The sequence below is a fragment of the Myxococcus sp. CA051A genome (assembly GCF_013336705.1).
Classification (GTDB): Bacteria; Myxococcota; Myxococcia; order Myxococcales; family Myxococcaceae; genus Myxococcus; species Myxococcus llanfairpwllgwyngyllgogerychwyrndrobwllllantysiliogogogochensis.
This window is the reverse complement of sequence record NZ_JABUMS010000005.1, coordinates 529,649-547,336: the sequence shown is the minus strand read 5'-3', so window position 1 is coordinate 547,336 and position 17,688 is coordinate 529,649. Positions and strand designations below refer to the sequence as shown.

Below are 17,688 nucleotides of genomic sequence, written 5' to 3'. Positions count from 1 at the left end.
CGGCCCGTGGGCGTGCTGGCGCTGGAGGGCTGCGGTAGTGCGCGCGGCGGCGAAACGTGCGGCTGCGGCCGACGTGGCGCCCTTGGCGCGTGCGCCCGTTGCTGGCAACGGCGCGGGGGTCCCCGGGGGCGAAGTCCCCGGGCTTGTCCGTAGTCACGTTAAGTCGGACACGGCCCCTCGGACGGGGCCGGCAAAAGCCCCCCCTGGCCTTTATGTCCCTGGCGGGTGCCACGCGTGCGCGGCCAAGGCGTGGAGTGTGGCGACCTGGCCGCGCGGCGAAACCGACCCCAGCAAGCGCAAATGGTGGACCTACCAATGCAGGAGCTGGCGCCACGAGGGGGACTGCGCCCGGTGGGTCTCCCAGCGCGACTACGCGCGAATCATGGCCGCGCTGGAGCCGGTGGCGGTGGCGGACCTGGTGCTCGTGGTGCTCACGCTCGACCCGACGCGCGCGGAACCCACCCTGGCCGGGCAATACCAGGGGCTCCAGCCGCGCTGGGCGATGCTGCAAAAGTACCTGACGCGCGGCTGGCTGGAGGGCGCCATCCCCGCCATGGGGCGGTTCGACTTTGTGAGTGTCGTGGAGCAACACAGGAGCGGCCAGCCGCACGTAAACGTCATCATCCACTCGCCCGAGCTGGCCGCTCACCTCCGGGAGCACGGGCCAACCGACGGGGACGTGGCGGCGAAACGGGGGCCGCGCTGGTGGCGCTCCCTGGTGGCGCACTGCGGCTGGGGCCCGCTGTCGTCCATCGGCCATGCGCGCAGCAAGGAGGACGTGGCGAGCTACAGCGTCAAGGTGTCCAAGGGCGCGGTGCCGCACCCGACGATGGTGGGCGAAGTCGTCAAGCTCGCGCAGCTCCCAGTCGCGGCGCCGCCGCGAATGCGGCGCGTGCGCTCCAGCAAGGGCTTTTTGCCGCCCGCGCGAAAGCCACCGGACCCGGAGCGCGAGGGCGGCCTGATGCTCCACCCTACGCCCGAGGTAATGCGCCAGCGCCAGGAGGAGGCGCGCGCGGCGCTGGAAGCAACGTGGGGCACGGTGCTGGGCTGGCGCCCAGCGGTGCGCGGCTGGTGGCGCGCGGCGCGGTTGGGGCACGTGCGCATCCTCGGACTGCGCGACGTGGAGCCCGTGTTGTCCGGCGCGCAGCTCGGCGCGTGGTGGCGTACTCCGGTTGATGCCGAGCGCGACGCGTTCCGCGCCGCCGCTCGCGGTGCCCCGGTGCGAGTGCCGGTGCCGCCGTGGCTGGAGGCGCAGCGGATGGCACCGCGCGAGCCCCCGCCCCCGCCGCTGCCCGTCCTGGGGCTGGCGGACGTGCTAAGCATCGGGGCATATCGGCAGGCCACGCGGCGCGCGCAAAACCTCGGGGAGCTGGAGCACGCGAAGCGTCTGCGCCCCAGTGAGGATGTGCTGGAGGCATGGCACATGCGCTCGGAGGCTGCGGAGGCTACAGCGGGGCGCGAGGCGGAGCCCGAGGTAGACGAGGGGACCCGTCCGTACGAGCTGCGCGAGCCTGAGCGGCGCAAGCGAGACGAGGGAGACGTGCGGTTTTCGCGGCTCCTCTCCGGATTTTTCAACTACGCCCAGGACGTGAGCGAGGCGTTGGGGCGAGGAGAGGACCCAGAGGCGACAGTCGCGAAACCTAAATGGGTGCTACGCCGAGGTTTCGCCTGACGTGCTGGTGCCCGCGCGAAACGGCTTGATGCTGATGGGGTATCCCAGCGCGTTGAGTGCGACGAGCCACTCTCCGTGGCCGCTCCCGAGGCGGTCCGCGACAATGAGGCCCTGACGAGCCCAGCGATTGAGAGTGCGACGGCTTATGCCCGTGTCGGCTGCCGCGACTTTGAGCGGGAGCCATCGCGCAGGTTGGCCAGCGGTGGGCATCTCGTAGGTGTTGCAGGCGTTAGGCATTGGGCGTGGTGCTCCAGCGGTGAGACACGACAAGCCTAGAGCACGGAGCCGACGCCGCGCACGCCGTGGCCAATTTGGCCAAGACCCCGGGGTGCGTGGCGATCTCACCGGGTGACGTGTCACTCATGGCGAGACTCCCGGCTCCGGTGTCGCAGGTGGCCGGTCCTGGCCGCCGACCCGGCTGTTTTGGCCGCGCCGATTGCGAGACACGTTGCCCATCGACGGGGGCGGCTCGGTGCGCCGAGTCCCCAACCTCTCCCCTCTCCGGACGGGAGTGCGCGCCCTGGAGGCCGGGGCGGACCCGGGCCGCTCCCCGTCACCCACTCATGCGCGAGGCGCCATGGACGACAGCCAGGCCGACCAGCTCCAGCAGGACGGCGCGACGCGCAGCGAGCAGGCGGCCGTCACCCCTGGCACCGCGTCCGCTGCGGCAGAGCCCCGTCGTGCGGAGTCATCGCGCGCCAAGCGGAGTCCTCCGCGCGGCCGCCGAGCTGGACGGCCCGCCACCAATCCCCAGCGGCAGGCTCGGACGTACCGGGACAAGCTGCGCGCGGCAGGTGCGGACGTGGCCGCCATCTGCGCAGCAAACGCGTGGGCGAGGGACCACCGCGTAGCGCTCGACAACGCGGCGGAGCTGGTGGAGCGCCACGCGACAGCCACGGCGCAACCCGAGCACGTACAGCCGGAGCTGGAGCCTGTCGAGCCGGCGCGACAGCCCGCGCCACCGTACGAGGCCACGCCGACCGGGCCCGTGCTGGAGGTCCCGTATCAGGTGGTGACGCCCGAGGCCCCGCCCGCGTCGGAACCCGAGCTGGTGCAGCCCGCCGACCCGGCCGGGTTCGCGGCGCTGGGCGAGGAGGAACCGGTGCAGGAGCCGGCCGCCGAAGCGGCCGAGGAGCCATCCGACCCAGACACAACGTACATGGGCGAACCGGCGGATTTGGTGGAGGCGTGCTCACAGTCCGTCCTCTTCCTCCTGGGGAGCCTCGCGGAGCTGACACGCGGGCATCCCCTCGTGGACCTGACGCGGCCCGTGGAGCGCGTACTCTTTCGGGGCACTCCCGTGGAGCGCACCGTGCGCGGCGACCCTGTGGTGCGCATCACGGAGCTGTGTGGCGTGGGCCTCGCGCGCAGGGCCCAGGCTGCGGTGGATGCGGTGGACGGGCCGCCCGGTAAGCCGGGCATCGCGTGGGAGCTGGTGCCGCTTGGCCTCGCGCTCGCGCTGCCGTTTGCCGGCGCGGCAACGGGCATCGCGGTGGCCGGCGGGAAGGTCTTCATGCGCGGCGCGCGCGGCGCGGCGGCGGGCGTGGGGAGGCTGTTCACCCGAGGGCGCCGCTGATGGGGCTCACGTGCACGACGTGCGCGCGGCCGATGGCCTCGGACGTGCCCATTTACACCGGGCCGTGGGTGCCGGACGCATACGAACGATTTGCCGTTCTGGGGATGACCGGCTCCGGCAAGTCGTACCTGCTCAAGCAATGGGTGGCGTACCTCATGGGGCAGCAGCAGGCGGTTGTCGTCATCGATGTAGCTGACGAGTACAGCCGCGCAGGCAAGGCACGGCCAGGTCAGCCCACCTTCGTACGCGGGCCGCTCACGCAGCGCATGACCATCCCCGAGTTTCGGGCGGCGCTGCGGCACGACACGGCGTTCTTGCTCAATCCTCGGTTGGCGCTCGCGTTGGTGCCCACGCCGGGGTTGCTGGGGCCTGACCTGGCCGGCGAGGTAAAGGCGGTGCTGCCGGCGCTGCGCGTGCGCGGCAACCTCTGCCTCTTCCTGGAAGAAGTGGGCGTGTGGGGCGCGCATGCCGCGTTGGAGCTGTTCGACTGTGCAGCGACGTGGGGCAAGGACGGCGTGCGCCCGTGGTTCGTCTCGCAGTACGCGACCGGCATCCCAGCGCCCGTGCGCGGGCAGGTGTCCTGCTGCATCAGCGGCGAGCAATTCAAGGCGAGTGACCGCGACTACCTGACGCGCGATTTCGGCCGCGCCTTCGCTGACTCGCTCCACCCCTGCCCGCCTCGGACATTCCGGCTGGCATTCACCCGGTCGCAGTACGCGGCCGAGCACCACCAGCGCGAGCGCGAGCAGCGCACAAAGGAGCAACGCAGATGAGCGACACCAACAACAGCGGCGAGAAGAAGTCCAACAAGAGCTGGGGCCGTGACCTCGGCTTCTTCGGCTTGGGGCTGGTCGTCGGCGCGGGCGGCACCGTCATCGCGGGCCACCTCACCAACGGCGCCGTGCCCGTCCCCGAGCCGCTCAAGACCACCTCGAAGTAGCGCGAGCCCGCGGCCAACCCTCTCCACACGAGACGAGACAAATCCATGCCGATGACGACGACCGTTCCCTTCGAAAAAGGGGAGCAAATCCTGACCCGCGATGTGGGCTTCAAACAGAAGGAGATGGAGGCTCCGGACGGGACCGTCACGGATGCCATCGTGGTGCGCTTCCTCTGCGACGTGAGCGCCGGCGGCGTGGTGGCGGCGCTCACCGAACCCGAGCGACTCCAGGTGTTGAGCGGCTTCAAGGTGAGCCTCAAGCAGTTCCTGCCGGATGGCAGCACGCTGGAGCCCTGGCAGATGGAGCCGCTGGACCGCGTGAGGGACGACAGCGTGCGGTGGCTGAAGCAGGACGTGGACAACTTCGAGGGCGCAACCGATGGCCTCGCGCGGGCGTACGCGTCCGGCTCGCAGCAGGTGAATTTCACCTGCTACATTCCGACTGGACATGCGGCCGTCATCGCGGAAAGCCACAAGTTCACCGGCCTGAGTCCGGAGCAGTTGAAGGACTGCACCTTCAACATCACGAAGGACGGGGACCCCTTCAAGACTGCCAAGTCGACGCTCACGCTGACGGCCGTAAAGGTCATCATGAGTCCGGGCACGAAGAAGTCCGAGGCGCGCCGCATCGGCGTGCCCGTCTTCGCCCGTCGCGTCGTGAATGCGAACGGGTACGAAATCAAGACGGAGCCCGGGCTGTGCCTCTCCCTGGAGGACATGACGCCCTATGCGTCGACGACGCTCGGTGCGCTGCGCGTCACGGCCGGTGGTGTGACGGTGACGAACGACCCGAGCACGAAGGTGGAAATCTTCGCGGACCTCGTGCGCGACTACGCCAGCGCGGGCCGGGCCATGGACGCGAAGGAGCTGGGCATCAACGCGCGGCGCACTCTCGTGTACGGAGTGAGCCCCAACGCGCTGACGCGCATCTACACGGGCGTCGTTGAGGCGCGTCAAATCGTCAAGAACAAGGAGTGGGAGGGCCGCGCGCTCTACCTCCCGCTTCTCTCCCACGCCCAGACGATGGCCCTCATCAAGGGATACTCGCGGCACATCCCGGATGGTCGCGTGCTCCATGCCGTGAGCACGGGCATGTATGAGGGCCTGGAGGTGGACGACAAGGCCCTGCCGTACACGGGCATGACCCTGTTTTTGGACAACGAGCCCGACTTCCCCAGCTACGCGGGAATCAGGTGCGAGAAGGGCGGCACGCCGTACGTGTACGTGCCCGACCATCGCCTGCGGGCCGCCGCGCTGAAGGTGGTCAGCGTCATGCGCCGCTCGGACTCGCACCCGGCCGGTGATACGCGGATGGCTCGGGCCATCGTGCTCGACGAGGCCCGGTGGGTGCCGGCCGCCGTCACGAGCACGCGAGGGTTCGACGAGATGAGCGCGGTCCGCGAGGAAGTGGCGATGCAGATTCGCGCCGCCACTGCGCGGCACGACGAGGCGTCGAGCCTCGCCGTCATCTAGCGCGGTGACTCCTGGTCGGGCGTGGTGAGTCTCACGCGCCCGGCCTCTCCCTCATTCCGCCTCACCTCCTGGTGGCCCTGTGGCTGACTCACTGCTGACGCGTGTCGTGCGCTACCTCGTGGATGGAGCGCGGGGCGCCGCTGGAGCGCTCGCGCCCCGGCGCGGCGCCGCCATGGTTGGCCAGGTGTCGGCGCCTGCCGACGCGGCACCAGCTCCACCAGCTCCAGCGCAGCAGGAGGAGCCGGAGAAGTGGGAGGCGCCTCCCGTCGTGCCGGTGCTGCCACCGGACCCGCCTCCCGCTCCCCCCCCGGCGCCCCCGTACGAGCCTCCCCCGGTGCCCCCACCGCCGCCCCCGCCCCCGCCGCCCCCGCCCCCTCCTCCGATGCCCACGGCTGCCGTGAGCGCGGTCGTCAACGGCGGCCGGCTGCTGGCTACGGTCATGTTGGCTACGCCTCTCGCGCCGCTGTCTCCCTTTGTTGGTATGGCGGCCGGCCTGTTCGGCACCGCGATGGAGAACCACGCAAAGGCCAAGTACGCGCAGATTTACCTGCGACAGATGGCCATGTCTGCGATGGAGCAGGCCGACTACGAGGCTTATACGTATCAATACAACGCAGGAGTGACCCTCTACAACGTGGGTCTGTATACCCAAGCCTTCGAGCACTTCAACGCGGCGCGGGGCGCGGGAAAAGCCGCACGGCATGAAGTGGCGGTCCGTCTCGATGAACTCAACGTCAATTCGTTCCGCCAGTGGATGGGTGCCACGCCCAATGACAGCAATCGCCTCTGGGATGGCTACCTGCTCGGAGACGGTGGTTTCACGGGCTTCCCGAACACCGAGGAAATGAATCGTGGCTACAAGGGCGGGTGGAGTTATCTCGCCTACGCCGATAACCAGTCGCGCAACTACCACGCTGACCCAGCGCACCCTGACTACCACGGGACGGTGCAGCCATTGCTGCCGCCCGAGGTTGCAGAGGAGTACCGGCGCGTGCGCGAGGAGAAGCGCAACCGTGCGCAGATTGAGCGCGACACGGGCCTGGGCGTCGGCGGCTACATCACGGGCGTAAAGCAGGACAGGCGCAACGGCACCTACGAAGACCCGCGCGACCGGGAGCTGGAGGAGCCTCTGCCGCCACCCGCGCCGCCGCCTCCTCCCCCGCCGCCACCCCCACCGCCGCCCCCTCCTCCTCCTGCGAAGCCCGCCCCTCCTCCGCCGCCACCGAAGCCCGTCCCTCCCCCGCCGAAGCCCAAACCACTCCCACCCGATGTGCCGCCCGGCCGAAAGGGCCGCACTGACGAGGCCGAACTATGAGACACACCCTCATCATCGCGAGCGCGAGCAGCATCGTCCTGGGCTTTGGCCTGGCGCTCGCGGTCGAGTCTCGCCGGAAGCACGGCGCGCAGGTCGTGGGCGTTGCCGCAGGCAAGCAGGGCACCGTGGTGCCGATGCAAGTCACGACTGCACCGCTCACGCTGCCGGGCCCGCTCCAGCAGCCCGCGAGCAGCGGACTGTGGGCCGGTGGCACGGACACGGCGCAGTGGAGTGCCCCCACGCCTCAATCCTTCGCGCCGGGCCGCCCTGGGCCGCTGCCCCCGGACATGTTCGCGCCGGTGGACGGACGCACGCCACCCGCCAAGGTCTACAAGTTCCCCGCGCCGCCGCGTGGCGGCGATGGTGTCGAGCCCACGCCCATCAACCCCCGCAACACCGTGAGCCCCTCCGCACTCTGGGCGGGCCTGGAGGAGTACTGACATGCCGGCCAACCAGACCACCAACAACACTCTCCCCATCGTCCTGGGGCTCGCGACCCTGGGGGTGGGCGGGGCCGTCGCGTACGCGCTGACGCGACAGCCGGACACGAGACAGGCCGATGCCACGGCGGCCCAGCTCCAGCAGGCGCTGCAGGCGGCGCAGGCCCAGATGCAGGCCGCGCAGGCGGCCCAGGCCCAGGCGACGCAGGCGGCGCAGGCCGCCGATGCCAAGGCGCAGGCCGAGCAGGCTGCGCAGGCAATCGCGCTGCTCCAGGCCCAGCTCGCGCAGCAGGCCGCCGCTGCCACGCGGCCCCAGGCCCAGACGGCGCCGCCCGCGCAGACGGCGCCGAAACCCGCCACGCCCTCGGGAGGCATCTGGGGGCACATCGCGGCGGGCACCGGTGCGCTGTCGACCATCCTCGGCCTGGCTGACCAAGCTTTCGACCTTTTCCCCTGACCTCACTACTTCACCCTGAGACTCTCAAATGCTCCAGCACATCGGTAAGTCGGAGGCCATCGAGTACGGCGGCGGGAAAGCGACGTGGCTGAACCTCGATTGCGACGCCATCCTCATCGCGGCCGTTGGGACCGTCCGGACGCAATTCCCAGTGAAGGCCATCATCAACGATGACGCCGTCCACCCTCGCCTCCTGCACGCAGGCGCGCTGGAGCGGATTGGCGGACGCATCTGGTCCGTGCAGCTCGTGGGGTTGCAGGACGGCGACAAGTTCGACCTGTGGGCAGAGACGGCCGAGTACTCGGCGCCGCGCTCGTTTCCCGCGCTCGACAACCGCCGCTCGATGATGGTTCGGCACCCGACCCATGTGCTGGTCGACGTCGTTGTTGAATCGGCGGGGCCCACGCTGACCGAACTGACGACGGAACTCACCGCGCAGTGGTGGGACGGCCTGGACACGGACCTGTGGGTGACCGGTGACGATGTGGCGCCGTTTCTCGCGCAGGCGCGAGAGCCCGGCTTCTACACGCAATGCCCCTACCTGCCGCTTGATGTCAGCGGCTACTCGCGCGTTGCCGTGGCTGTCGAGCTGGTGGCGCTTTCCTCAGTCGCTCTCCCTGACTGCATCATCAAGCCAACCGTGGACCTGTTCGCGCAGCTCAGTACGACGCGGCCATACGCGTCCATCGAGCTTGGCTCAGCGCCTGACGTTGGCGTTGCCAGCACCACGTACCGCAACGAGTCCGACGGCTTCGCGCTGACTGCGGTGCACACCCTGCTGTTGGGCGGTGCTGGCGGTGCGAACAGCGTGGAGCCGGACACGGTGGTGTCCCCGATGCTCCCCGTGGGCATCGCTGTGCGGCTCGCATGCACGGGCAACGAGTGGATGGCGTCGGAGTTCGCGTCCGGGCAGTTGACCATGCGCATCCGCGTGACGGGCTACTAGCCATGCTCACCCAGGCACAACGGACGACGGCGGAGGCGCTCCTGGCGAAGGTGGCGGACCTCCTCAAGCGGGCCGAGGAGGCGGCGAGCCCACGGGAGTTGGCCAGCAACCTCCTGGATTGGGTGCCGAGTTGGACACCGCTCGGCGTCGCGCGAGACCTCTTCGTCAACGACGTGCAGAAGCAAATCATCGGGGCGCTGTCCGAAGTGAAGGACCGTGTGCCGAGCTGGCGTGGTGAGCGCTGGCAGTGGGCGCAATCGGGCGTGCGTGCCACGGATGGCAAGCCCTACGCGTTCGCCCAGTGGATTGGCGAGGGCGACAGCCTCGCGAGCACCCTCGCCACCGCGATGGGTGAGATTCATGCCGCGAGTACGTGGGAGGTGACGCGGCAGACGGCAACGGAAACCGTGGAGACGGTGGCGGACGCGGGCGCTGCGGTGGTGGAGACGGCGGCGGAACTCGGCCGCGCCGTCGTGGGCCCCTGGCCCTGGTGGGTCAAGGCGGCGCTCGTGGTGGGTGGCGCGGTGGTCGTGACGGGCGGAGCTGCGGTTGCGTGGCAGGGGCTGCGCAACACGCCGCTGGGCCTCGCGCTGCGCGGGGCGGCTGCCGTGGCCAAGGCGAGCCCGTTGGGCACCGCTGCGCGCGCGGCTGGCACGGCCACACGCGCGGCCATCGAGCGCACGGAGGCGCAGCCGGCGCCCAAGCCGCGACTCTCCAACGTGCGCCCTGCTGCGCGCCGAGGTGGTGCGACGCGGCCCCGTGCCGCGCCGAAGCAACGGACCATCACCATCAACGTGGAGAGGTAGCCATGACGCCGAAAGAGCTTTTCCCCGTGCTGCTGGCCGTCGCGGCTGCGGTCGGCACCGCCGCCACGGCTGCGGTCATGCGCAAGCCCACGCCGCTCATCACGCTGGCCGAACTGACGGCGCTCACGCCGACAACGCGCCTGACCGACGAGCAGCGCCGGCAGTACCTACCCCTGCTCAACGAGGCCCTGCGGGAGTGGGGCATCACTACGCCCAACCGCATCGCGCATGCGCTCGGGCAGTGGCTCCATGAGTCCTGGCAGTTCTCCGCGTTCAAGGAGATTGGCCCGGACGTGCAGCGCTACGCCAACAACCCCAACCTCGGCAACGGCGGCGACGTGGCACGGGCGCTCTCGTACATCGGCCGGGGGCCGACGCAGTTGACGGGCCTCGCCAACTACACGCGGGCGGGCAAGGCACTGGGGCTTGACCTGGTCAACGTGCCCGAGCTGGCCGCCGACCCGAAGCACGGCTTTCGCATCGCGGGTTGGTACTTCCGCGAGGGCAACGGCGACATTGCTCCCATCGCGGACAAGGGGACCTCTGTCGCAGACATCGCGGCGGTGACGAAGAAGATAAACGGAGGCACCAACGGGCTGGCGGACAGAGAGAAGTACACGGCCCAGGTGGTGGCGCTCCTCAACAAGAGAGGGAACAAGGCATGAGCCCCGAAACCCGTGAGTTGGTGCAGCTCGCCGTGTCGTGCGCCATCGGACCGCTGTCCGTCATCGTCTCAAACCGTCGCCTCGTGGCGCGCAAGCTCAAGGCGCATGCCCGCGAGCTGCGCGAGCTGCGCGCCGAGCACGCCACGCTCAAGGCGGCCCATGCCGCGAGCGCCCAGGAGGCCACGCAGCGCCACGAGGAGCAGCACGCCGCGATTACGTGGCTGCGCGGCGCGGTCCACCTCTGCGGCACCGCGTTGGGTCTCCCTTTCGGCCGGTTGCCTCGGACGGACCCGTAAGTATCGCTGCACCCCACCTGCCGGCGCGGGGCGCGGCGGTGGAGTTCCACGAGCCCCACGAGGTGACAACATGACGAAGCGCTATGGAGTCGTGGCCTGGGTGTTGAGTGGGGTGTGCGCTGTGGTCGGCGCGCTCGCGACGTACCTGCCTGACGGCGGCGTGCAGCGAGCGACGGACAGTGCCGCGCAGGTGTGCGAGGCGGCCGGGCTGCCGGCCTACCCGCGTGACAGTAATGGGGACGTGGTGCCGCGCCCCGCCGACGCGCAGCAGGAGCGGAGCGTGGGCCTGATGCGCCAGGGCAACACGTGGGTGCCCGTTGCGCTGCCGTCGCTGGCGGCGAGCTCCACGGTGGAAGACGTGGGCCCGGCGGACGCCCGCGGGCAGCACCAGTAACAGCGTTGCCGGCTCCTCGAGCTTGGCCAGGCCGAGCACCATTTCTGCCCCGCCCCCCTCTGAGACGGCACGACAAATCAATACGCAGATGCAGTAGTGACGGGGCCGTGGCGCGAGCTGCGGCCCTAGTCGTCCTGGAGCCAGTAAAGGCGGTTGTTGCTGGCCAGCGCGCGCGTCAAAAACTCACGCAGCGAGGCCGCGACCTGCCGCACCTCAGGATACGTGCCGTGGTACGCGTCGAGCATCGGGTACGGCGCGGGCCCCGCTACGTCGACGAGGACAAAGTCCGAGTCCTGGCAGTCCACGAGCGTCCACCAGGATGCAGCGCCCATGGTGTCGTCGTCGATGCCGCGCATGCGCACGCGGGCGCGCTGTAGCTCGGCAAGCGGCAGGATGGAGTAGCGGGCGTCCGGGAGCGGCACAAACAGCTCCGCGCCGTTGGTGCGCGTGTAGAGGGCGCGCAGCTCGGGCCCGAGCTGCCAGCCGGCGCGGGCCTCAAACTCCGCAATCTCGTGCTCCGTCGCGGGCGGGTGCGGGTAGTGCTCGCGCACCACGGTGTCGATGAGCTGGGCGAGTGTCGGCGTCATGGCTTCAATCGAGGTAGGGCCGGTCTGGACCAACGGTGCTCCACCGACTGCCTCGTGCGTAGCACTGGGGATAGGCGCTGTTGATGATGGTGTGCACCGCGTCCGGGACCGGGAACACGTTGCGCGGGTCAGTCGGGTGTCCGCCGTGCCCAAGGTCGCGGACGTGGTGGCCGGGCCAGTTGCGTCCGCCGGACTGCGGCCACCCGCCAAACTCGGCTATCCAGTCACGGCGGTAGTTGTCGCGCGCGTTGTCCCACTGGCGCCGCGTGAGCGTGGGGTCCGTCACCGGGTAGTCGCAGCAACAGTGCGTGATTGCGTAGCGCGTGCCTGCCTCTGCGGGCAGGTATGCCCACCGTCCGGCCCAGTCGCCTTTGAGGTCCGCGAGCCAGATGCAGCCGACGAGCACGTGGCCCTCGGAGGCGCAGCGGCGCTCGCACTGAGTCATCCACCGCGCCGAGCACAGCCAGGGGCCGTAGTAGATGGCATACCGGACCGTGCCCCCATCAGGCGTCGTGACGGGTGGCCCCTCCCACTTGGCGGACGCTGCTTGCGGCCCCACGGCACCAATCGTCGCGGAGCCGCACCCCATCAGCGCGAGGGATGCGGCCAGTCCGAGGCTCCAGGGGGGCGTTAAGGTAAACACGCAAAACCGGATAGCACCGCAACGCCGGCTGCATAAGTCACGACTGGATTTGCCGCCCTGCTGGGTAGCGCTCGTGTGTGGCGTGGGCCACGCGTGGTACGACTCGCACGAGCCACATGGCCTGTCCCCAAGCACCTGCCCCGCGTCGCCGCCCACCAGCTCCACCAGCTCGCGTGCGGCGCCAAGCCGTCATCCTGGCCCTGGTGGCACTCCTGGCCCTGGTGTTGGCGCTGGGGGCCGTTGTGCCCGCGCCGCGTGCCGCTCCCGTTGACCTGGCCGAGCTGGTGGACGGGGGGAGTAACTTGGTGGACGTGCATCAAGCCGCGCCGGGCGAGCTGCGCGTAGGGCTGACCATCCCGTCGCGGCCCGACCCGGAGTGGGCGCCCCCGCCCTGCCCCCCGAGCCACCTGGAGCGCAACGGCGCGTGCTGGCTGCTCGCGGCATCGTCTCCCCCCTGCCCACCAGCGAGCTACGAGCACACCGGACGCTGCTACACGCCGCTCCCGCGAGGACGTCGTCCACCCACGAGCGTTGACCGGTAATTCGCTACGGCGGGCAGGGGCACGCGGCCCACTGCACGACACTCCCAGGATTGCGCAGCATGGGCGTGGAGCAATGACGGCAGACCAATGTGACCATGACCTGGAGGCCCGTCGCGCGCCGCTCCTCGCGGTCCGCATCATGCGCAGCGCGCAGTAGCTCCGCGAGCAGCTCGGCGGGACACGCGAGGCATCGCCAGACGTGTCCAGCTCCGAGACGGTGGGCCCGGCAAACTGGACGCTGACAAATCGTGCAGTGTCGCCACGCCCTGTCCCCGCATGAGTCAAAACGACACCGCCGAGCCGAGTACGGCCGGCGGGGCATGCTCCCCTTGAATATCCCCATTGGGCAGGCGTAACTTGCAACACCCGCCCCGCAAAAAGGGCGGGCCCGGTGGGGATAGACGTCCCCGCCCGGGCCCTAGGCACGACAGGAGCTACCAACTCCTGCGGCATGTCGATGGTTCTGCGCTACCAACGCGGGCCGTCACTCAGGCCCCGGAACCGGAAGATGTGCGCTCGCCTCGTCACGGCGTGGATGGGCGTCCGCTTCGGCGGACGGTACGTGCGTCGTGGCTTTCGCGCTGTCCCGGATTTTTAGCGTGGCCAGTTGCCATAAGGCAACCGTTATCGGACGTTCCGATAGAGGGAGGACAGGGGTGAACCATGGGCCTGGCTGCCTGGATGCCCGCATCGAGTCCTCGCTTCTCGTGGCCACCGTGGCCGCGTACCGTGCCCGGCATGCGTTTCCTCCAACGAACCGCGGTCACCACCGCGTTTTGCTGCGGCCTGCTGGCGCTGACGGGATGCCCGGACAAGACCTCGGGTCCGTCGCCGGATTCTGGCGTCGCCGAAGTTCCCGAGGCGCCCAAGGCCCCGCCGCCGACCACGTTCGCGCTTCGCTCCCAGGTTCCCGATGCGGGCCTCGCGGAGATCTCCCTGGACCCTGGCGAGAAGCCGGTCATCGAGCAGACCTCGACGCTGGAGCTGACCGCGTCACGAGGCCTCCGGAACTACCGGGTCAGGCTCTTCGACGCCGCTGAGCGAGCCATGGTCTCCGACGACGTCGCCGAGGAATCCGACACCGGGCTCGTCTACCGCATCGTCCTGCCCCAGCCCCTGAAGACCGGCTTCGAGTACACCCTGGTCGTCGATGCCCAGACCGGCACCGCGTTCACGGACACCTTGGGCCGCGACGTCGAGGAACTCCGCACCACGTTCCTGATCGCCGGCGAAAAGGAAAAGCCGGCACCGCCTCCAGCGCCGGCCAAGAAGAAAAAGCGCCGCTAGTCCTGGGCCTCATGGCGGCCCCGAATGTTCCCGGTGCCGCCTCGAATGCTCCTGGCCACGCCCTGGGCCGGCATGAACATTCCAGCCTGGCCGCGAACATTCGGGCCCCGGTTTGCCCGGGTCGCCCCTGAACATTCGGGATCGCTACCGCGAATATTCGGGCTCCATCCAGAGAGCCCGGCCGCCCATCAACATTCGGGCTCGCTACGGGCCCTCGGCGGCCACCGGAGGCAGTCCCAGCGCGCCCTGAAGCTCCCGGAGCTTCGCCTGGATGACCCGAATGTTCTGGGGCCCCATCCGCAGCAAGTGCTTCTGCGCCCGGCTCAGGCCCTCCAGCTCCGGCGAGGCATAGACATAGAGCGCTCCTTGCGGCTGGACCTCCAGCGCGGCGCCCTCCGGAACCGGAACCGCGAGCAGATGCTGGAAGGCTCGGCTCAGCGTCGAATCGAACGTCTGTCCCGGCGGAGCAATCTCGCCATGCGCCTGGTCGATGAGCGGCTTCAAGTCGCGGTACATGCTCTTGGCGACCTGCGCGTCGAAGGTGCCGAACACTCGCGCCACCAGGTCGTAGCGAGCATGGCTTCGCGGGTCGATGGTCACCGACTTGTCCTTGCCCTCGACGACCTGGAATCCATCCGCCGGGCCCAGGAAACCCAGCACCATCCGGGGGCTCACGCCCTCCGCGATGTTGTTCACGGCCGCCGTCACCCGGCGCACCAGATCCTTCTCTTGGAGCCAGCGCTGGAGCTCCGCTTCCTCCGACATCCGGCTCGCCATCTCCCGGACCCGGCCGTCACTCTCCGGAAGCGAAGCCGTCGGTGCTACCGGCGCGGCCACACCTGCGTCCTCGATGATCGGAGCCACCGCGACCACGGGCGGCGGCTCCTTCTCGAAGAGGCCCAGCGCGACGGCGGCCCCAACGCCCACCGCCACCAGCGCGCCGCCAACCAGCGCGGCCTTCTTTCCAGCCGAGCCGCGCTGGGGAACCTCGGAGCTTTCTGTCGGGTCAATCGGGTCGCTCATGGGTTGCGGTCCTCCGTCTCGGGTTCGGTTCACCCTACAAACGACTCCTGGACGCATTCCACGGGCGCGGTGCAACCCATGAGGCCGGTTGTTCACCGGAAGAGAGTCCCAGGGGGGCGAATCGCCGAGGCACCCTGCCCGCCCTGCTCAGGAACTCAGGGAAACTGCTCTTCGGCCCGGACGCGCTCGAGCGTCTGAAGGTCCCGCTCCGTGGGGCCCAGCTCCAGGATGATCCGGCTCACGTCGTACAGCACTTCGCCGCGCTCGAACACGGGCAGCCGGGGCACGTCCTGATTCAAGTCATCGGCGCCGCGGTTGTAGGCCACGTCCATCAGCGTCCGGAGCTGGAAGGAGTCGTAGAGGTTGTATTCCACCAGGAACCGCAACGCCTCCACGTCACCGCGCCGCGTATACGCACGCCACAGCAGCACGGCGTCGTAGCCGTTGACGCCCTTCATGTGCGGCGGACGCTCGGCGCCAATCTTTCCTTCGATCTCCTTCAGCCCGCCGCCCAGTCCGAGCCGACGCGTGACGAAGCGCAGATCGATATGCGCGTCCGGTACCGGAAACCGCCCCGCGCCAAAGTAGTTGCGCAGCACCGGCACATCGAACGTGGACCCGTTGAAGGTCACCCACAGCCGCCGCGCCGCCATGGCCTCCGGCAGCGCGTCCATGTTCCGGCCCTGGATGAACACGTGCAGGCCCGTGGCATCGAACAGACTCACCACCGTGGGTGCCTGGGCCTCGCGGCCATCCGTCTCGATGTCGAAGTAGACGGCGTCCTGGTGGAACTCGGGGTACAGCCGCCAGTGCTCACGGGGCGGAATCAGCTCCGCCAGCCGGCGCAAATCCCTCCGCTCCAGCGCCTCACGACCCAGCGCGAGTCGCTCCCGCGCGATGTCGTCCGTCTTCCGGGTGATGGCCACACCCTCGCCGGCCGCCGGATAGTCGTCCCACGTCTTGAAGCCGCGCGCCCAGAGGTCCTTCTCGCGCCAGGGGCCCACGCCGGGGATGTGCTGGAACGTCCGCTGGAGCATCAATCGAGCGCGCCCAACCTTCCCGCCACCAGCTCCTCCAGGAGCGGAATGTCCGCTTCGCAGAAAGGCAGGGACTGCATCTCCCCGGGCGTCCGGAACTCGAGCGCATGCGCGCCCAACGGCTTCGGCTCACCGGAGAGCATCCGCGCCGCGTAGAGCACCAGCTCCACCGTCAGGTCCGGGTACTCGTGGCGGCCTTCCCACAGCCGCCGGCCCACGGAGAGCTCCACATCCAGCTCCTCGCGACACTCCCGGGCGAGCGCGGCTTCGTCCGTCTCGCCAGCCTCCACCTTGCCACCGGGAAACTCCCACAGGAGCGCGCGGCTTCCACCCGGAAGCCGCTGCTGCACCAGGAAGCGCTGGGCGTCGAGGCGACCTGGAATCAGCGCCGCCACCACGCGGACCGTCCGGGTCGCCACCGTGGTCACCCCTTCAGCCCGTTGAAGTCCAGCGAGTAGAGCCATCCGTTGTTGGAGAGCACGAACAGCTTCGAGCCCGCCACGAACGGCGTCGCGGAGACGCCGTCACCGGGGTTCCACGACACGCGCGCCTGGCCCGTCTTCGGGTCCAGGAACAGCAGCGACCGCTGGATGGGAACAATCAGCATTCCCTTGGAGAACACGGGCGTCTGGCCCGACCTTTCGCCCAGGGGGTGCGACCAGAGGAGCCGTCCGTCTTCCGCCAGGTAGGCGTCCACGCGGCCGTCGCCCACGGTGAAGAGCATCTGCCCCTTCGCCAGCAGCCCCGTCATGCCGGACACCGAGCTGGTCCAGACCAGCTCTCCGGACTCCGCCTCGAGGGCGAAGAGGCCATTCTTGTACGACGCCACGTAGAGCTGCCCGTGGTCATCCAGCGCGGGCGTGGTGTCCACGTCCAGGAACTCGGAGCCGCTTCCCGACAGCGACTTCTCCCAGTTGGCGCCGCCGTCCTTCATGTTCAGCGACACGATGTAGCCGTCGGAGAAGCCCACGTAGACATTGCCGCCGCGAACCAGCGGCGTCGACGCGCCTCGCACCGTGAAGCCCGACGGCGGGTCCCTGCGGTACTGCCAGGCCCAGACCCCGTCCTCGACCTTCACCGCGAACAGGGTGTCGCTCTCCGAGGCCACCAACACCAGGCCCTCGGCAATCACCGGCACCGTGGCCAGCGACTCACCCGCCGCGTACTGCCACTTCTGATCTCCAGTGGCCGCGTCCAGCGCGTACAGGGTGCCGTCACCCCCGGGAACGAAGGCCACGCCGTCGCTCACCTGGGCCCCCGCCGCGAAGCGGGTCGTCGTCCGCTTGGACCACTTGATCTGACCGTCCGGACCCACGCCGCGGATGACGCCATCCCGCGTGAGCGCGATGACCGTCTTGCTCTTCGCGTCGTACGCTGGCGAGGCGACCTCGCGCGGCGCGTACTCCAGCAGGGTGGGCGCCACCAGTGGCGCCCACCAGTCCACCGAGAAGTAGTCCACCGGAGGCGCCAGCTCCGTGCGGGGCAGCTCCGGATTGCCGTAGCGCGGCAGGGTACTGCAACCGCCCAGGAGACCGACCGCCACGGCACTCCCCAGCCAACGCCTCCAGCTCACGAGCTGCTTCTTCATA

At 69.5% G+C, this 17,688-nt stretch carries 20 protein-coding genes; 14 read left to right on the top strand and 6 right to left on the bottom strand.

Annotated elements, in window-relative coordinates; genetic code table 11:
* Positions 1-256: 256 nt before the first annotated feature.
* The 13 genes from HUA74_RS18405 (at position 257) to HUA74_RS18340 (ending at position 10,980) form a co-directional block, all read left to right on the top strand.
* Positions 257-1,672, top strand: coding sequence for a hypothetical protein (locus HUA74_RS18405; RefSeq protein WP_174455521.1), 1,416 nt, complete (start codon positions 257-259; stop codon positions 1,670-1,672).
* A 577-nt stretch (positions 1,673-2,249) separates the two neighbouring features.
* A complete protein-coding gene (locus HUA74_RS18400) occupies positions 2,250-3,248 on the top strand; it encodes a hypothetical protein (RefSeq protein WP_174455520.1) in 999 nt (332 codons plus the stop codon).
* Entirely contained in the window at positions 3,248-4,021 is a 774-nt protein-coding gene (locus tag HUA74_RS18395) for a helicase HerA domain-containing protein (protein WP_217443486.1), read from the top strand. Before HUA74_RS18400 ends, HUA74_RS18395 begins: the two co-directional genes overlap by 1 nt.
* The gene (locus HUA74_RS18390; RefSeq protein WP_174455518.1) at positions 4,018-4,188 is read left to right on the top strand and encodes a hypothetical protein; all 171 of its coding nucleotides are present in this window, start codon (positions 4,018-4,020) and stop codon (positions 4,186-4,188) included. Before HUA74_RS18395 ends, HUA74_RS18390 begins: the two co-directional genes overlap by 4 nt.
* A 45-nt stretch (positions 4,189-4,233) precedes the next feature.
* A complete protein-coding gene (locus HUA74_RS18385) occupies positions 4,234-5,661 on the top strand; it encodes a hypothetical protein (protein WP_174455517.1) in 1,428 nt (475 codons plus the stop codon).
* 397 nt (positions 5,662-6,058) lie between these two features.
* Positions 6,059-6,976 carry a hypothetical protein gene (locus HUA74_RS45675; protein WP_254625109.1) on the top strand — a complete coding sequence of 306 codons (918 nt, stop codon included), beginning with the start codon at positions 6,059-6,061 and terminating at the stop codon, positions 6,974-6,976.
* Complete coding sequence (locus HUA74_RS18370; RefSeq protein ID WP_174455516.1) at positions 6,973-7,416, top strand: hypothetical protein; 444 nt, start codon at positions 6,973-6,975, stop codon at positions 7,414-7,416. The genes HUA74_RS45675 and HUA74_RS18370 overlap by 4 nt, the downstream gene beginning before the upstream one ends.
* A 1-nt stretch (position 7,417) precedes the next feature.
* Positions 7,418-7,873, top strand: coding sequence for a hypothetical protein (locus HUA74_RS18365; RefSeq protein ID WP_174455515.1), 456 nt, complete (start codon positions 7,418-7,420; stop codon positions 7,871-7,873).
* Positions 7,874-7,901: 28 nt separating this feature from the next.
* Positions 7,902-8,819 (top strand): hypothetical protein, encoded by a 918-nt coding sequence (locus tag HUA74_RS18360; protein WP_174455514.1) that lies wholly within the window; start codon positions 7,902-7,904, stop codon positions 8,817-8,819.
* 2 nt (positions 8,820-8,821) lie between these two features.
* Complete coding sequence (locus HUA74_RS18355; protein ID WP_174455513.1) at positions 8,822-9,625, top strand: hypothetical protein; 804 nt, start codon at positions 8,822-8,824, stop codon at positions 9,623-9,625.
* 2 nt (positions 9,626-9,627) lie between these two features.
* Positions 9,628-10,290 (top strand): glycoside hydrolase family 19 protein, encoded by a 663-nt coding sequence (locus tag HUA74_RS18350; protein WP_174455512.1) that lies wholly within the window; start codon positions 9,628-9,630, stop codon positions 10,288-10,290.
* Positions 10,287-10,586 (top strand): hypothetical protein, encoded by a 300-nt coding sequence (locus tag HUA74_RS18345; RefSeq protein ID WP_174455511.1) that lies wholly within the window; start codon positions 10,287-10,289, stop codon positions 10,584-10,586. The genes HUA74_RS18350 and HUA74_RS18345 overlap by 4 nt, the downstream gene beginning before the upstream one ends.
* A gap of 70 nt (positions 10,587-10,656) precedes the next feature.
* Positions 10,657-10,980 (top strand): hypothetical protein, encoded by a 324-nt coding sequence (locus tag HUA74_RS18340; RefSeq protein WP_174455510.1) that lies wholly within the window; start codon positions 10,657-10,659, stop codon positions 10,978-10,980.
* 125 nt (positions 10,981-11,105) lie between these two features.
* Here HUA74_RS18340 and HUA74_RS18335 read toward each other — a convergent pair whose 3' ends face one another.
* Positions 11,106-11,567, bottom strand: a complete 462-nt coding sequence (locus HUA74_RS18335) for an SMI1/KNR4 family protein (RefSeq protein ID WP_174455509.1) — start codon at positions 11,565-11,567, stop codon at positions 11,106-11,108.
* 4 nt (positions 11,568-11,571) lie between these two features.
* Positions 11,572-12,126 (bottom strand): hypothetical protein, encoded by a 555-nt coding sequence (locus tag HUA74_RS18330; RefSeq protein WP_371817258.1) that lies wholly within the window; start codon positions 12,124-12,126, stop codon positions 11,572-11,574.
* Between the two features lie 1,364 nt (positions 12,127-13,490).
* On the opposite strand from HUA74_RS18330, the gene HUA74_RS18325 reads away from it, so the two are divergent.
* Positions 13,491-14,039: a hypothetical protein gene (locus HUA74_RS18325; RefSeq protein ID WP_141648045.1), complete on the top strand. Its 549-nt coding sequence runs from the start codon at positions 13,491-13,493 to the stop codon at positions 14,037-14,039.
* Between the two features lie 204 nt (positions 14,040-14,243).
* Here HUA74_RS18325 and HUA74_RS18320 read toward each other — a convergent pair whose 3' ends face one another.
* From HUA74_RS18320 to HUA74_RS18305, 4 genes are all read right to left on the bottom strand, one after another.
* A complete protein-coding gene (locus tag HUA74_RS18320; protein ID WP_174455508.1) occupies positions 14,244-15,062 on the bottom strand; it encodes a DUF3014 domain-containing protein in 819 nt (272 codons plus the stop codon).
* A 155-nt stretch (positions 15,063-15,217) separates the two neighbouring features.
* Positions 15,218-16,099, bottom strand: coding sequence for a ribonuclease H-like domain-containing protein (locus tag HUA74_RS18315; protein ID WP_141648043.1), 882 nt, complete (start codon positions 16,097-16,099; stop codon positions 15,218-15,220).
* A complete protein-coding gene (locus tag HUA74_RS18310; protein ID WP_174455507.1) occupies positions 16,099-16,563 on the bottom strand; it encodes a (deoxy)nucleoside triphosphate pyrophosphohydrolase in 465 nt (154 codons plus the stop codon). Before HUA74_RS18310 ends, HUA74_RS18315 begins: the two co-directional genes overlap by 1 nt.
* Positions 16,524-17,687, bottom strand: a complete 1,164-nt coding sequence (locus HUA74_RS18305) for a PQQ-binding-like beta-propeller repeat protein (RefSeq protein ID WP_174455506.1) — start codon at positions 17,685-17,687, stop codon at positions 16,524-16,526. Before HUA74_RS18305 ends, HUA74_RS18310 begins: the two co-directional genes overlap by 40 nt.
* Between the last annotated feature and the right edge of the window lies 1 nt (position 17,688).

What these genes read in the sequence shown, in the direction of transcription:
- HUA74_RS18400 (WP_174455520.1), top strand. Translation starts at nt 2,250, where the DNA reads ATGGACGACAGCCAGGCCGACCAGCTCCAGCAGGACGGCGCGACGCGC.
- HUA74_RS18395 (WP_217443486.1), top strand. Translation starts at nt 3,248, where the DNA reads ATGGGGCTCACGTGCACGACGTGCGCGCGGCCGATGGCCTCGGACGTG.
- HUA74_RS18390 (WP_174455518.1), top strand. Translation starts at nt 4,018, where the DNA reads ATGAGCGACACCAACAACAGCGGCGAGAAGAAGTCCAACAAGAGCTGG.
- HUA74_RS18385 (WP_174455517.1), top strand. Translation starts at nt 4,234, where the DNA reads ATGCCGATGACGACGACCGTTCCCTTCGAAAAAGGGGAGCAAATCCTG.
- HUA74_RS18370 (WP_174455516.1), top strand. Translation starts at nt 6,973, where the DNA reads ATGAGACACACCCTCATCATCGCGAGCGCGAGCAGCATCGTCCTGGGC.
- HUA74_RS18365 (WP_174455515.1), top strand. Translation starts at nt 7,418, where the DNA reads ATGCCGGCCAACCAGACCACCAACAACACTCTCCCCATCGTCCTGGGG.
- HUA74_RS18360 (WP_174455514.1), top strand. Translation starts at nt 7,902, where the DNA reads ATGCTCCAGCACATCGGTAAGTCGGAGGCCATCGAGTACGGCGGCGGG.
- HUA74_RS18355 (WP_174455513.1), top strand. Translation starts at nt 8,822, where the DNA reads ATGCTCACCCAGGCACAACGGACGACGGCGGAGGCGCTCCTGGCGAAG.
- HUA74_RS18350 (WP_174455512.1), top strand. Translation starts at nt 9,628, where the DNA reads ATGACGCCGAAAGAGCTTTTCCCCGTGCTGCTGGCCGTCGCGGCTGCG.
- HUA74_RS18345 (WP_174455511.1), top strand. Translation starts at nt 10,287, where the DNA reads ATGAGCCCCGAAACCCGTGAGTTGGTGCAGCTCGCCGTGTCGTGCGCC.
- HUA74_RS18340 (WP_174455510.1), top strand. Translation starts at nt 10,657, where the DNA reads ATGACGAAGCGCTATGGAGTCGTGGCCTGGGTGTTGAGTGGGGTGTGC.
- HUA74_RS18335 (WP_174455509.1), bottom strand. Translation starts at nt 11,567, where the DNA reads ATGACGCCGACACTCGCCCAGCTCATCGACACCGTGGTGCGCGAGCAC.
- HUA74_RS18325 (WP_141648045.1), top strand. Translation starts at nt 13,491, where the DNA reads ATGCGTTTCCTCCAACGAACCGCGGTCACCACCGCGTTTTGCTGCGGC.
- HUA74_RS18320 (WP_174455508.1), bottom strand. Translation starts at nt 15,062, where the DNA reads ATGAGCGACCCGATTGACCCGACAGAAAGCTCCGAGGTTCCCCAGCGC.
- HUA74_RS18315 (WP_141648043.1), bottom strand. Translation starts at nt 16,099, where the DNA reads ATGCTCCAGCGGACGTTCCAGCACATCCCCGGCGTGGGCCCCTGGCGC.
- HUA74_RS18310 (WP_174455507.1), bottom strand. Translation starts at nt 16,563, where the DNA reads ATGGCTCTACTCGCTGGACTTCAACGGGCTGAAGGGGTGACCACGGTG.
- HUA74_RS18305 (WP_174455506.1), bottom strand. Translation starts at nt 17,687, where the DNA reads ATGAAGAAGCAGCTCGTGAGCTGGAGGCGTTGGCTGGGGAGTGCCGTG.